This window comes from Microbacterium paludicola, from assembly GCF_015235415.1.
Lineage (GTDB): Bacteria > Actinomycetota > Actinomycetes > Actinomycetales > Microbacteriaceae > Microbacterium > Microbacterium paludicola.
In genome coordinates, this window is record NZ_JADGLL010000011.1 from 1 (window position 1) to 14,449 (window position 14,449).

Annotated in this window: 11 protein-coding genes; 7 read left to right on the forward strand and 4 right to left on the reverse strand. The window is 67.2% G+C overall.

The features are described from left to right. The first annotated feature begins 59 nt into the window (after positions 1-59). From IR155_RS06450 to IR155_RS06475, 6 genes are all read left to right on the forward strand, one after another. Positions 60-629 carry a TlpA family protein disulfide reductase gene (locus IR155_RS06450; protein WP_233441132.1) on the forward strand — a complete coding sequence of 190 codons (570 nt, stop codon included), beginning with the start codon at positions 60-62 and terminating at the stop codon, positions 627-629. Position 630: 1 nt separating this feature from the next. Next, entirely contained in the window at positions 631-1,368 is a 738-nt protein-coding gene (locus IR155_RS06455; RefSeq protein WP_135114029.1) for a cytochrome c biogenesis CcdA family protein, read from the forward strand. After that, on the forward strand, positions 1,349-3,079 hold the full coding sequence (gene resB, locus IR155_RS06460) for a cytochrome c biogenesis protein ResB (protein WP_135114030.1): 1,731 nt from the start codon (positions 1,349-1,351) through the stop codon (positions 3,077-3,079). Before IR155_RS06455 ends, resB begins: the two co-directional genes overlap by 20 nt. Further along, entirely contained in the window at positions 3,076-3,756 is a 681-nt protein-coding gene (locus tag IR155_RS06465; protein ID WP_233441133.1) for a DsbA family protein, read from the forward strand. The genes resB and IR155_RS06465 overlap by 4 nt, the downstream gene beginning before the upstream one ends. 61 nt (positions 3,757-3,817) lie before the next feature. Further along, the gene (gene lnt, locus IR155_RS06470) at positions 3,818-5,293 is read left to right on the forward strand and encodes an apolipoprotein N-acyltransferase (protein ID WP_322783512.1); all 1,476 of its coding nucleotides are present in this window, start codon (positions 3,818-3,820) and stop codon (positions 5,291-5,293) included. 278 nt (positions 5,294-5,571) lie between these two features. Continuing rightward, positions 5,572-6,225: a copper resistance CopC family protein gene (locus tag IR155_RS06475; RefSeq protein ID WP_167760720.1), complete on the forward strand. Its 654-nt coding sequence runs from the start codon at positions 5,572-5,574 to the stop codon at positions 6,223-6,225. A 189-nt stretch (positions 6,226-6,414) separates the two neighbouring features. Here IR155_RS06475 and IR155_RS06480 read toward each other — a convergent pair whose 3' ends face one another. Then, a complete protein-coding gene (locus tag IR155_RS06480; protein WP_135114083.1) occupies positions 6,415-8,040 on the reverse strand; it encodes an FAD-dependent oxidoreductase in 1,626 nt (541 codons plus the stop codon). A gap of 269 nt (positions 8,041-8,309) precedes the next feature. Here IR155_RS06480 and IR155_RS06485 point away from each other — a divergent pair, with 269 nt between their 5' ends. Next, on the forward strand, positions 8,310-8,585 hold the full coding sequence (locus tag IR155_RS06485; protein WP_135114033.1) for a metal-sensitive transcriptional regulator: 276 nt from the start codon (positions 8,310-8,312) through the stop codon (positions 8,583-8,585). Between the two features lie 117 nt (positions 8,586-8,702). Here the strand turns inward: IR155_RS06485 and IR155_RS06490 are convergent, their stop codons facing one another. The 3 genes from IR155_RS06490 to IR155_RS06500 form a co-directional block, all read right to left on the reverse strand. Further along, complete coding sequence (locus IR155_RS06490) at positions 8,703-11,687, reverse strand: AAA family ATPase (RefSeq protein ID WP_135114034.1); 2,985 nt, start codon at positions 11,685-11,687, stop codon at positions 8,703-8,705. A gap of 511 nt (positions 11,688-12,198) precedes the next feature. Continuing rightward, complete coding sequence (locus IR155_RS06495; RefSeq protein ID WP_135114035.1) at positions 12,199-13,122, reverse strand: hypothetical protein; 924 nt, start codon at positions 13,120-13,122, stop codon at positions 12,199-12,201. Positions 13,123-13,252: 130 nt separating this feature from the next. Then, positions 13,253-13,699 carry a hypothetical protein gene (locus IR155_RS06500; RefSeq protein ID WP_135114036.1) on the reverse strand — a complete coding sequence of 149 codons (447 nt, stop codon included), beginning with the start codon at positions 13,697-13,699 and terminating at the stop codon, positions 13,253-13,255. Positions 13,700-14,449 lie beyond the last annotated feature (750 nt).

Below are 14,449 nucleotides of genomic sequence, written 5' to 3' on the forward strand. Positions count from 1 at the left end.
CCCCTGGAGACCCCCCGTTGCGATCCCCTTCTTCGTCCCCTTCTCGTTCTCTCGCGGCGGTGCTCGCCGTCGGCCTGCTGACAGCGCTCGTCGGCTGCGCGCCGCAGGACGGCGTCGCAGCTGAGTACGACGTCGGCAATCAGACCTACGAATCCGGTGACTTCCGCGTCGAGTCGATCGCCGCCGAGGAACGAGGCGAGCCGGTCATGTTCGATGGCATCACCGAGCACGGCGACGCTGTGTCAGAGGATGAGTTCGCGGGCCGCGTGTACGTCGTGAACTTCTGGTACGCCGCCTGCGGGCCGTGCATCGCCGAGGCGCCGATGCTCGAGGACGTCTGGCAGGACTATCAGGCCGAGGATGTCGGGTTCCTCGGCATCAACATCTATGATCAGCCCGCCACGGCCCGCGCCTTCGCCGCAGACAACGGCATCACCTACCCGAGTGTGATCGACGCGGACAGCGGCCAGGTGAAGCTCGCCTTCGCCGCCGCGACGCCGATCCAGGCGACGCCCACCACGCTGGTGATGGACCGGCAGGGCCGGGTCGCGGCGCGGATCATCGGGCAGCTGCAATCGGCGTCGATCCTGTCGACGCTGGTCTCCGACGCCTTGGCCGAGGACGGCTGAGATGGGCGCGATCGTCGTCGACGGCGCCCTATGGCTCGCGATCCTCGTCGCTGCCTTGGCCGGACTCGTCTCCTTCGTCTCGCCCTGTGTGCTGCCCCTCATCCCCGGGTACTTCGGCTACCTCGGGTCCGCCGTCGGCGCCGCGGAGGGAGGCAATCCGGCGAGGTGGCGAATGGTGGGCGGCGTCGGGCTCTTCATCGCCGGGTTCACGGTCGTGTTCCTGGCCATGACGGTCCTCGGCGGCGTGTTCGGTATGTTCTTCGTGCAGTACTCGGCCGTCCTCACCCGGATCCTCGGCGTGTTCGTCATCGTGATGGGCTTGGTTTTCATCGGGGTGTTCCGCGGGGCCCAGCGCACCGTCCGGCTGCGATCGCGCGGCGATCTCGGCCTGATCGGAGCACCACTGCTCGGCGTCGCACTGGGTATCGGGTGGGCACCGTGCATCGGACCGACGCTGGCGGCGATCATGTCGGTGTCGTGGAACCTCGGAGACCCGTGGCGGGCCGGCCTGCTCGGACTCGCGTACTCGCTCGGGCTCGGCCTGCCGTTCCTGCTGCTCGCCCTCGGTGTCGGATGGGCCACCCGTTCAGTCACATTCGTGCGCCGCCACATCCGCGTCTTCAACATCGTCGGCGGCGCTGTCCTCGTCCTGCTCGGAGCCCTGATGGTCACCGGCGCCTGGAGTCGGCTTATGTCCATCCTGCAAGGGGTGATGCTGAATGTCACCCTCCCGCTCTGAACCCGTTGCGACCGACCCCGCGCGCCCCGCCGACCACATCGACCGCGGCGGCGACGAGGAGCGGATCGCCTCGCCCACGCTCGGAGTCGCCGGATGGCTGCGGTGGGCGTGGCGGCAGCTGACCAGCATGCGCACTGCGCTGGTGCTCCTGCTCCTGCTCGCCATGATCGCCGTCCCGGGGTCGATCTTCCCGCAGCGGGTCGCGAACCCGAACGGCGTGACCCAGTTCTTCCGTGACAACCCCGACATCGCACCGACGCTCGACGCGTTGCAGCTGTTCGACCTGTATGGCTCGGTGTGGTTCTCGTCCGTCTACCTGCTGCTGTTCGTCTCGCTGATCGGATGCGTCATCCCGCGCATGCGCCACCATGCCAAGGCGCTCCGTTCCCGCCCGCCACGCACGCCCGTCCGGTTGCAGAGGCTCGACCATCACCTCGTCGACGACGTGCACGTGCCCGCGCACGTGGAAGCAGTGACAGAAGCGCCAGCGGCCATCACGATCGCAGAACGGCTGCTGCGCCGCCAGGGGTACCGCACCGAACGCTACGACGCGGCGGGAGTGTGGTCGGTGTCGGCCGAGCGGGGCTACCTGCGCGAGACCGGAAACCTCGTCTTCCATGCCTCCCTGGTCGGGGTGCTCGTCTCCGTCCTCATCACGGGCGGCTTCGCCTACACGGGGCAGCGGGTCATCGTCGAGGGCTCCACGTTCGTGAACAGCCTCAGCGACTATTCCTCGTTCACGCCGGGTCGGTTCGTCGACGACACCGCGCTTGACCCCTATTCGCTCACCCTCGACCGATTCGACGTCACGTACGAACTTCCAGGGACACCCGGAGCGGGGCAGGCCGGCGACTTCGCCGCCCGGCTCACGATCCGTGCCCCCGGCGATCCGGACGGACGCAAGGATGTCGTACGTGTGAACCACCCCATCGACGTGGCAGGCGACCGGATCTACCTGCTCGGCAACGGGTACGCCCCGACGATCACGATCCGCAACGCGGAAGGCGAGGTCGTCTACAGCGAATCGCAGCCGTTCCTGCCGCAGGACGGGATGATGACCTCGCTCGGCATCCTCAAGGTACCCGACGGATTGCCCGAGCAGATCGGACTGGTCGGGTTCTTCTATCCGACCCAGGGCACTCTCCCCAGCGGCGCGTACACGTCGGTGTACCCGGACCTGGTGAACCCGGTCGTCACTTTCAACGTGTTCTCCGGCAGCCTCGGCATCGACGACGGCACGCCGCGCTCCGTGTACACGCTCGACACGTCAGGGATGACGCAGGTCACTGGCGGCGAAACCGGGCTCGAATCCATCGAGCTCACTCCGGGACAGACCGCGAACCTGCCGAACGGGTGGGGCACGATCACGTTCGAGGACGCCGCCGGGACCGGGGATCCCCTGTCCTCCGTGAAGCGGTTCGTGTCGCTGCAGATTCAGCGCGACGGCGGCGCGATCTGGGTGCTCGCATTCGCGTCGATCGCGACGGCCGGACTCATCACCGCACTGCTGGTGCCCCGCCGTCGCCTCTGGGTGAAGGCTTCCCTGACCGCACCCGACGGAGCGCCGCAGCTGCTGCGCCTCGAATACGCCGGCCTCGCCCGAGGCGAAGACCCCCAGCTGGCCCAGGTCGTGTCACGACTGCGCGAGGAGCATCTCGCCGCGGTCACTGACGACCCCACCGATCCGCCCACCGACAAGGAGACCCTGTGAACACGCCTGCCTCCACCCGCAAGAAACTGCCGACCCCGGTCAAGGCCACCGTGATTTCGATCGCCGTCGTGGTCGTGCTCGTGATCGCCGCGATCGTGTATGTCAATGTGACCCGCCCAGCGCCGGTGACTCCCGACGACGGTGCGCTGCCTGGCACACGCAGTGACTCCCACGTGCTCGACGAGGCCGGGGCGGACGCGCCGACGCTGGTGGAGTTCCTCGACTTCGAGTGCGAGGCATGCGGGGCGTTCTACCCGTACATCGAGGAGATCCGCGAACAGTACGCCGGAGACATCAACTACGTCGTGCGCTACTTCCCGATCCCCAACCACTACAACTCGATGCACGCCGCCGTCGCGGTCGAGGCAGCTGCGCAGCAGGGCCGGTTCGAGGAGATGTACGACCGGATGTTCGAGACGCAGATCGAGTGGGGCGAAGGCCAGTCATCCGAGGTTGCCCGCTTCCGCGGGTATGCCGAGGAGCTGGGCCTGGACATGGACGCGTACGACGCGGCAGTGGCAGATCCGCAGACGCAGGCCCGCGTCGAGGAGGACTTCCTGGAGGGGCAGGAGATGGGCGTCACTGGCACGCCCACGTTCTTCCTCGACGGCGTGAAGCTCGAGCTCACCTCCTTGACGGACCTCACAGATGCCCTCGATCGCGCCATCGCCGACTGAGACGCTCCCCTCCCCCACACCAGTCGGCGCAGCCCGTCCCCTGCTGCGAATGCGCCTTGCCATGCCGACCGCATTGGCCGGTGGGCTGATCCTCGACCTCGCGTACCCCGCCGTCGGGTGGTGGCCCGCGGCGTTCGTCGCCGTGACGCTCGGCCTGCTCACGCTGATCGGGCGGAGCGTCCCCGGGGCGCTGGGCGTCGGGCTCGCATTCGCCGTCGGGTTCTTCCCGCTCCATCTGATCTGGGTGGACGGGTTCCTCGGCCCGCTGCCGTGGATCGCACTGGCGGCGCTGCAGGCGACGCTGTTCGCCGTTGGGGCGGTACCGATCGCGCTCGCGTACCGGTGGTTGCCACGACCGGGCGGCGTTGTACTGCCGCCACTGCTGGTCGCGGGGTTGTGGACGCTGCGCGAGCTGGTCAGCGGAGCATGGCCATACACGGGATTCCCGTGGGCGCGGATCGGATTGAGCCAGGTCGACGGGCCCTTCGCCCAGATCGCGTCCTGGACAGGGACGGGCGGACTGTCATTCCTCGTCGTCGCCCTGTGCGCCTCAGCGATCCAGGCGGGGCGTGCACGGCAGCCGCGTCGCGGTCTCATTCCGCTGACAGTCGCGGTCGTGCTCGCGCTGCTGCCAGCGTTCCCGACGACCCCGGCAGGCGAGCTGCGGATCGGCTGGGTGCAGGCGAACGGGCCGTCGGCCTACTTCGACGAGCGCGCCTCCGGTGACATCCTCGCCGCGCAGTTGACCGCCACCGAGACGCTGCTCGGACAGGACATGGATCTGCTCGTCTGGCCCGAAGGATCCGTCGACTCCGATCCTCTGAACCAGCCGGCGACGGCCGCAGTGCTTGATGACGTCATACGCCGGGCCGAGGCACCGCTGCTCGCCAACGCCGCCACCCAGCGCGGCGACGACACCTACAACACGTCGCTGCTCTGGACGAGGGAGGGCGCATCGCAGATGCACGACAAGATCAACCCCGTGCCGTTCGGCGAGTACGTGCCCGATAGGTGGTTCTACCAGGCGATCGCCCCCGAGCTGATCGGACTGATCCAGCGCGAGTACACCCCGGGAGCGAATCCGCCGCTGGTCACGGTCGGGAATGTCGCGCTCGGGCTCGCGATCTGCTTCGACGTCATCTACGACGATGTCATCCGTGCCGGCGCGCTCGGCGGCGCTCAGGCATACGTGTTCCAGACCAACAACGCCGACTTCCGCGGCACCGACGAGAACCTCCAGCAGCTCGCCACCGCCCGGATGCGTGCGATCGAGACCGGCCGCTCTGTCGCCAACATCTCCACCACGGGCACGAGCCAGCTCATCGCCCCCGACGGCACCGTCCTCGACGAGGCCGCAGCCGGGACGACCGCGGCCCGGACCGGCGACATCCCGCTGCGCACCGGGCTGACCCCCGCCGTCTTGCTGGGCCCGTGGCCGACCGCGACCGCCTCAGGCGGTTCGATCCTGGCACTGCTGCTCCTCGGGATCGCGCGCCGCGGCCGTGCGCCCCGCATCGAACAACGGAGTTTCTCATGAACGCTCGACGCGCCGGCCTCGAGCCTCCCGCCCCGATCACGCTGCCCACCCTCCGGATCCTCCGACCTCCAGCGCTCGCGACGATCCCTGATGGTGGCGACTCTGTGGAGGGCGATGGGTCGCCCATGGGGAGCCTCACCGATCGAGGACCAGCGCAACGCCGGACTCATAGCGATCGTCGGAGCTGTCATCCCCATACTCCTTGCCACCGCCGGGCGTCGATTCGGCTGGGCCGACGACGCGGCATCTCTTTCGCCCTCGTCATCGAAAGGACACTGATGACCGTCCACCGTCACACACGACTCGGAGCCCTCACCGGGCTGATCGTAGCCGCAACTCTCGCGTTGCTCCCGGCCCAGGCCGCTTCCGCCCACGACAACCTTCTCGAAGCGTCCCCCGCACCGGGCGCGACGGTCGCGGCGCTTGACACGGTGACGCTGACCTTCAGTGCAGAGCTGATCGACTTCGGGCGAGCGAGCTACGCGCAGGTACAGGGCCCGGACGGCCTCTACTACGAGACGTCCTGCTCGACTATCGACCTGAATGTACTGACGACGCCTGTCGCGCTCGGAGAGGCGGGCACCTACACGATCGACTGGAATGCCGTCTCCAGCGACGGCCACCCCATCTCGGAGTCCTACGAGTTCACGTACGCGCCGGCCGAGGGCGTCGAGCCCGCGCTCGGATGGGATGAGCCCGCCTGCCGTAACGACGACACCCGCATGCAGCCCGGCGCCGCCCCCGAGCCGACAGAGCAACCCGAATCGACCGCGAACGCATCAGCGCCGCAGCCGAGCACCACAGAGACCACAGAGACGGAGAACGACAGCGGCGGACCGGTCGCGGCCGCCGTGATCGGCGCCGGCGCGCTCGTGGCTGCCGCCTTCGTCGGTGGGCTCTTCGCTCTTCGTGCGAGGTCACGTCGACGGTAAGTGGGCTACCGGTACGGGTCGACGGTGCAGTCGGTCATGCCATCGCGCCGTACCGGGCGCCCGTGACTGTCCGGCACGTGCCCACGTGCGCGATGACTGCCGAGTCATCTGCCGGCCCAGCCGGTTCATCACGTCGATTCGCCTAGCAATAGTCGGCACTCGATGACTACACATAGCCCGCTGTATTGATTACGAAGCTGCGGTGCCGTCCCGCCAGGTCCGGTAGCCGCCATCGAGGTTCCGTACAGCGAGTCCCCGCTGGGTCAGGATACGGGTGGCGAGATGCCCGCGCAGACCCACCTGGCAGTGCACCACGAGCGGCCCGCCGGGCAGCTCATCGATGTGCTCACGCAGCTCGTCCAGCGGCACGTTGACCGCGCCCGGGATGGCGCCCGCGGCGAACTCGGAGGCCGTGCGCACATCGACCAGGGTGGCGCCCGAGGCGAGGGCGGCGTCCAGTTCGTGCCACTGCACGGTCGGCGTCGTGCCCGTGCGCGTGTTCTCCGCTACGTAGCCGAGGAAGTTGACGGCATCCTTGGCGGATCCGAACTGTGGAGCGTACGCGAGCTCGAGTTGGGCGAGTTCAGCAGCAGGCAGCCCGGCGTGCATCGCGGTGGCGATCACGTCGATGCGCTTGTCCACGCCGTCGCGCCCGACGATCTGGGCGCCAAGGATGCGGTCGGACGCGGGGTCCGCGAGCAGCTTCATCGAGAGCGTCTCCGCGCCCGGGTAGTAGCCTGCGTGGGAAACCGGGTGCACGTGGACGATGTAGAACTCGCGGCCGGCGGCGCGCAGCTGCTTCTCGCTCCAGCCGGCCTTCGCGGCGACGATGTCGAATACCTTCACGATGCCGGTGCCGAGCGCCGGTCGCGCGGTCTCGGCTCGGCCGGCGATGATGTCGGCGACCATGCGGCCGTGCCGGTTCGCAAGGCCCGCCATGGTGACCAGAGTGCTCTCGCCCGCGATGAGCTCCTGCTTCTCGACACCGTCGCCGACCGCCAAAACGTCGGGGTCGCTCGTGCGGCAGGTCTCATCGACCCAGATGCCGCCGGTCTCACCGATGCGCAGGCCGGCGTCGACCGCAAGCTGGCTCTCCGGCACGACGCCGGATGCGTCGATGACGAGCTCCGCCGGAATCGCCGTGCCGTCATCCAGGATGACAGCACCGTCCTCGATACGCGCGATCTGCGCTCCCAATCGCACGTCGACGCCACGTTCCCGCACTGCAGCTGCGATGGGAGCCGCCATCTCGACATCGAGCGGGGACAGCAGCTGGCCACCACGCTGCACGAGGGTCACGCGCGCCCCGCGCGCGACGAGGTTCTCCACGGCTTCGAGACCGGTGTAGCCGCCGCCGACGACGACGACCGGCACCGCGGCGTGGACCAGTGCCCTGTGGATCCGGTCGGCGTCGTCGACGGTGCGCAGGCTCAGCGTCGGGATGGTCGAGGTCGGTTCATCGCGACGGGGGCGAGCGCCCGGCGCGAGGATGAGCTTGTCGTACGCCTCGGTGCTGCGAAGGCCGGTATCCAGGTCGACAACGTCGAGCGATTTGGTCGCGGTATCGATGCGGACGACCTCGTGGCGCACGCGCACATCGAGGCGGAACCTGCGGTGCAGCGATGCGGGGGTCTGCAGCAGCAGCGAGGAGCGGTCGGCGATCGTGCCGCCGACGTAGTACGGCAGACCGCAGTTGGCGTAGGAGACCTCCGGGCCACGTTCGAAGACGACGATCTCCGCGGACTCGTCGAGGCGCCGCATCCGCGTTGCCGCCGACATGCCGCCCGCCACACCTCCGACGACGACGACCCGCATCGGCGAGGTCACCGCTGGAACAGCTTCGAGAAGAAGCCGCCCTGACTCGGTTCTGCCGGGTGCCCGGCGCACCACTGCGACGCTGGCACCGTGCGACGCACCGACTCGACATGCTCACCGCATCCCGCCCAGGTCGTCTTCCCACAGGTCCGACACTTCACCGCACGACACATTGCACTACTCCTCTTCGATCCCACCACTAGGGGTACAGTCGTAGACGATACCCCCCGGGGTATCTTGTGCATTCAGGAGCGACACAGGGAGAGACCATGACCACGACAGACACGCAGACCCAACGCAGGATCCTCAACCGGCTGAGACGGGCTCAGGGCCAGCTCGCTGCAGTAATCGCCGCGGTCGAACGCGGGTCCGACTGCAAAACCGTCGTCACCCAGCTGTCGGCCGTGAGTTCAGCGCTCGACAAGGCCGGATTCCAGATCATCGCGACCGCGATGAAGGACTGCCTCGTCGAGCCGGACGACGACACCACCGCCGACGGCGTCTCCATGGCCGAGTTGGAGAAGCTCTTCCTCTCGCTCTCCTAACTCCTCACTCTGGCGCGACGCATCGCTCATCCACGGCGCGTGGACCTCCTCCGTGCACGAAGCGGCCGTTGGGAGCGGCCTCTCCTCCGAAGTAGCGATGGGCACTGCAGCGTGGAATCACTGCCGGGTCAACCCTTCGCGAGTCTCTACTCCGCGTTCTACGGGCCCTACTTCACTCCGATACTCACGAACGCGGACCTGACTTCGGTCAAAATTGCTGGCATACCCATCCTGTTGAGCAAGCTCCACGATGCTTCGAGACGTCACCTCGATCCGCTCGATAAGACGGGCTCGCAGACTGACAAGTTCACGCCGCCCGCCAGAATCGGCCGCGCGACCGTGCCCTTGCGATTCCTCGTCGGAGATCCGCGCATCGAGCGATGATAGGGCGACCCGGCTCGCGTTCAGCCACTCATCGAGTTGGCGGGCTGAGCTTTGGCCGTCCTCGGCCCCGACACGCCGACCTCGGTCGCGAGCCACCTTCGCAGCCCTTCCCAACTCGCTCCGCGCCGCTCGCACTGAGTCCTCGATCGTCACCTCGGCCACGCCGCGCATCAGGCTGTCCGCGATCTGCTCACGTGCGGCGCACGCTGTCCATGCGATTGCGATCGCCTCGTTGTGCACCCGCCCACGGGTCATACCGACGTAGAGTCCCGAGGCGTCGACACCCGGGCCGACCACCGACGCATCCGTGGTCTCACCCTGAATCCCGTGCACCGTCGACGCGTAGGCCAGGTGCATGTGCTCGGCCGCGTAGTCGAGCGACACGCGCCGCACGTCCCCACGATCACCAAGGGCGACGAGCTCGACATCGGACGCGCGGACCCGGCGGATCGTCCACAGCGCGCGGTTTTCAACATCCGCCACTCGGTCGTTGAGCCGCGTCTGAACGATGTCCCCTTCGAGTAGCCGCTGTTCGCCCTGCCCAACCACAAGACGATCCGGATGCAGCTGCCCGAGCTCAACTCGGCGTTCCTGGATCGCCTCGTTGATCGCATCCGCCTCATCGTTCGTGCTCGTGACGAGGGCGACTCGCTTGCGCACGGCCGTCCAACGGAAGTACGCCTCGACCATCACATCCCTTGCTTGCGCGGCATCCGTCACACGGTGGATCTGTTCGCGCGCGTCGAGTTCGGTCGCGACTGCGAGCGCGGCTTCTTTGGATGCCGGCTCCCGCATGCGGAGCGTGAGCGCGGCGTAGCTCGGATCGCGGAAGCGATGCACCGCCGTCAGCTCGACGACCGCAGTCGCGCGTCGGGTCATGCATGCCATCGCACCGGCGTGACCGACGGGCATGGCCTGCAGATGGTCGCCGACCATCGCGATGCCCGCGCCCGTCTCTGCTGCGATAGCCGCCAGGGCATTGGCGGTGTGCAGGTCGACCATCCCCGCCTCGTCGACGACGACCCGGTCAGCTGCGCCCAGTGCAAAGTAGCGCGGGCCGGTGTAGATCCGCCCGACGCACTCATCGATCTCGCCCGCTTGCAGTCGCCTCCACACCTCCGCGCCGGCTTCGTCGCGACCCCACCGCCATCCATAGTCGGCCAACAACGCATGCAGGCTCACGGCGGTCACGCCGATCTCGCGGCCCGCGACAGACGCTGCCTTCTTGGTCGGCGCGACGACGACGAGCTGACGTTGTTGCTGAGCGAGCGCGATGCGAGCGGCCCTGAGCATCGTCGTCTTTCCAGCGCCCGCGGGGCCCGTGACCGAGACGAGCCGATCTGTTCCGGCGATCGCCGACGCCGCTGTGATCTGTCCCTCGTCGAGCGTGACATCAGCATCGAGGACCGCGCCTGCGATGTCGAGGATCGCGCGGGGGCGGAACGACTCGCCGACCCGCGTCAGGGCGTCGAACCTGGCGGCGAGCTCGACCTTCAGCCGGGCAGTCGATGACGCCATGAATCCCTTGATGTGCTGTGGGCGATCGCCCTCGGCTTCGAGCAGGTCGACGGTCTGGGTGAGCCCGCGCGCCACGACGTCGTCAATCAGCACCTGCAGGTTGTCGCGGCGGGCAACCACTCCGGATGCAGCGACCGCCCGCGTCGCGCCGGCCCGAAGGTCATAGCTACTGAACCTCCCCCCGCACGCGGTCGACCGGCTATCGGCATCCACGATCGCCTTGGCAGCGAGCAGGTCGCGGTCGAGCGTCTCGATCGCTGCTGGCCACGAGCGGGCTGCCGAACGCTCTCGGAGTATCCCGGCGTCGATCGCGTGAAGCTCGTCTCGGATGAGCTGCTCCCACTCCGATTCGTCCACGGCGCCGGGCTTGTCCGGGCGGTTCTTCGCCCACGCAAGCCGGTCGAGGTGCTGTAGCACGTCGTGGTCGGGCTCCTGGCCGGGATGCTCCGAGCGCCACTTCAGAAGAAGCTTGGCGCGGTTCGCCTCGATCTGGTTCGAGCGCCGCGACAGCGGCCGGACAGCTTGGGCGAGTTGCGCGATCTCCCCGTCGTCGCCGATCGAGTAGCCGTTGCGCGCGAGCGCTGCTATCCAGTCCGGGTCGGTGCGCGCCGCGAGTTCGCCCTCCGCGTTGATCAGCGTGTGCAGCTTCATCGCTACCCGGGAGTCGACGTTCGACCACTTACCGTCCTCGCCGAGCACCTTGACGTTCAGCCATAGGTGCCGGTGGATGTGCGGGTCCAAAGCCCGCGAACGCCTGTGCTGAAGTTCGACGACTTCGATGCGGTGAAGTGATTCGCGAATCCTGCCGCCCGCGCCTCGACGCGCGTTCAGCTCGCGCTGCCAGGTCGTCATGATGCGCGTGCGGAGCCGGTCTTGCAGCGCTTCGAACTCCGTGGCGAGGTCGTCGTTGATCAGCGCGGCGATACTGTACGACTTCGGTGCGTTGATCGTGCCGTCAAGAATGAGATCCGCGTGAGGCGAGGTGAGTTCACGACCGCGGGGCTCGTCAGTGAAGGGCTCGCGCCCGTCGACCCACCGACGGAGCTCGCCGGCGTCGAGGCCGTCGACGGCCACCGCGCCGTCCTCCACCGTGAACCGCGCGACGCGTTCGGCGTCTCCGCGGCTGTATGCGGCGAGCGCGTCGACTCCCGTGACCGCGCGCAGGTGCGAATCGCAGCTCCCCTTGAACGCGTACGCCATCGCCTGCCGAACCCCTTGCGATTCGACACCCCGCTTCCAGCGCTCAAGACCTCCGCGCACAGGTTCAGCGTACGCCGCTAATGTCTAACTAGCGAGACCTTGCACATCCAGTGCCTGCGTGCATTGCCTGAGTAGCACTGCACGTATTGCCAGTGCTACTCAGGCGGCTGCTGTCGGGGAGCGTAACCGGGAGGCCGCGCTTACTCGGCAGAGTGCGGCGAGACCCGCGAGCGGTGCAGCACCTAGGTGTTCTTCCCACATGAAGGACGATGATCCCCGCCGGGTTCCGCAAGACGACGTTCACGAGCTCTTCGTGGAGGCATCCGTGTCAAGGCTCCCCGGGCTGAGCGCTACGGGATCGAATGCAGGAGCTCGGGGACCAACTCACGATCGCCGCAGCCGCAGCCGAGCAGTGCGCCGAGAATCAGCTACTTCGTGGCGAGGACTCGAGGCGGGGCGTCCCGCCGATGGAATAGCCGCGGTATCAAGGAACGCGACATCTGCCCTCGGGTCACTCCCCCTCCGATTCTCTGTTAATCGGCAGGCCGGTGCGGAAATCCGTCTGAGGCTCCCCACGCTGGCGTCGCTGCGAGTTCTCCTGCATGTGCGCGACTCTCTGCTCCCAGTCGGATCCGTCCGTCACTCCGCCCGACAGGAGCAGATTGCGCTCCTTGACCAACCGGTCGCAGTCCTCGATGCTTACCGCGTTGGCTCGCGCCACTGCGGGGAAGACCTGCACGATGTGCTCGACCATCGCCTCTAGATACGGCTGGAGCAGAGGTGAGAGGTGAACCTGCTCACCGCTGGCCAAGATGAACGCTTTCGCGTCGCCAGTCCACCCCTTCCTGTCCTCGAGAAGCGCCTCCGATGAGAGCAGAACCCGGGCAGTCATGTTGCCGCCGACGAAGTTTCCGTCAAACTCCCATGGCGCCGCGACCCTGTGCAGGATGTAATTGCGAAGACGTCCGAGGAAGGGCGCAGCGGGATGCCGCTTCATCAGCTCCGCGGTGCGCGTGTCGTACTCATCCGACAGGATCTTCGGCTGCAGCTTCATGAGCGAGCGCGTGTGATCGATCAGCGCGCCCAGCGCAGCCACGTACGCAATGATCGTCTGGTCGAGAGAGCGGATAATCCAGTCCTGACGCGAGCGATCGCCAACGTTGCGCATCAGCTCCGAAATAAACTCGTCGTCCCCTTCGCACTTCTTGAGTAGCGAACTCAGTGACATCGAGAAACCTACCCAGGCCTCCATCACTCTGTTCAGCTCGGAGAGCCGCAGCTGGAGCCGGTGGCCCGGATGCTGCCGGATCTGTTCGTCGAGCGCTTCGATCTTTCGTGCGTCGGGATTCTCCCAGTTCAGGTTTTCTGAGCTGGTAGCAGCATCCTCACCGTCGGCGTACATCATGGCGCTGATCATGCCAGCGAGTTCAGACATGGTCGACGCAAGCGGCCGTGTAGCGGACTCGTGGACGGCGCATCCTCGTCGGAGCGACTCCTGGCCACGAGGTGATCCTCGCGGCGGGAGCAGCAGCACCCCCTCGCGTGCCTACGGAGCATCGACCGCACTACTGGACATGATCCAGTTCGAAGAGCGCTTCACGAGAAGTGCGACTCAGTTTGGCACGCAAACGGGGGCCGAGCCCGCTCGCCGTCCTCTCCGGCCGTCCCGTAGCGAATGCTGTCTCGTTCACGACCAGGGGTGGACGTTGGAGTTCGCCAACCAATTGCCGCACCTTCGTCAGCACGTAAGTCGGATGCATGTCGTCCCAGAGCGCCGTCTCTGAGTACCCCGACTGCGGAAGCCGCTCTGCGGGATAAGCGGGCGGCAGGCACAGCTCTTCGCGCCACCACGAGAGGATCGCTTGCTCGAGGTTGTAGGCATCGTCACCGGTGGCGGTTTCGACAGTCCACGCAACTTCCCACCCAAATCGCTGATGATCTGCGAGCCGCTTCCCGTTTCGACTGGCGCAGCCTATCTTCACGGCGTCACGATCGACCACGAGGTAGAGCATCGCTGGCCCGTTGTACGGGAATGCGCTGTTGCAGTAGCGGCAGATTCCCTTCCCGCCGGACACGTTCGCAAGAGTCGGAGACACCACCCTTCCGCACGCGTGTCGCGACTTCCACGGGCGGCTGCTACCCGGATACGGTTCGATCGGATCGAGACCGCGTGCCACCATTACCGCGCGTGCGCGAGGCTCGGGCATCAGGAGACGTGCGGCGTTGTCCTTGGCCCCACACGTAACGCAGCCGCCCTGTCCACGCTTGATGTTCGAGTAGGTGGGTGCGGTCTCGCCGCCGCATCGCACATGGCGACTTCGCCAGGGTCGGTCCACACCTGGGAAAGCAACAAGAGGCTCGAGGCCAGCAGCACGGAAGACCATCTCAGTTTCAACCTCGTCCAGTCGCATAGCGGCATGTGCGGCTTCCTGCCCGCACTCGTTGCAAGGACCTTGGCCAGCTGCGACGTTGCCCAGCCGCGGGGTGACTTCGCGACCGCACGCGACGTGCCGCGCGCGCCATGGCTTCGATGAGGATCCTGGCCATGGCACCAAAGGCTCAAGTCCGCCGTCGCGGAACACTGCCTCGGCATCCTCAGATGTCCAAACCCTCCGGCCGGCCGCGACTGCTGAGCACTCGCGACAGGCGGTCCCGTTCGCCCGCACCGTGTTCAGCGATGGCGTGCGCTCGGTTTCGCACGGCTGATGTAGGCATCGCCATGGCTTGTCAGCACCGGGATAGGGCTCCAGGGGCTCGCAGCC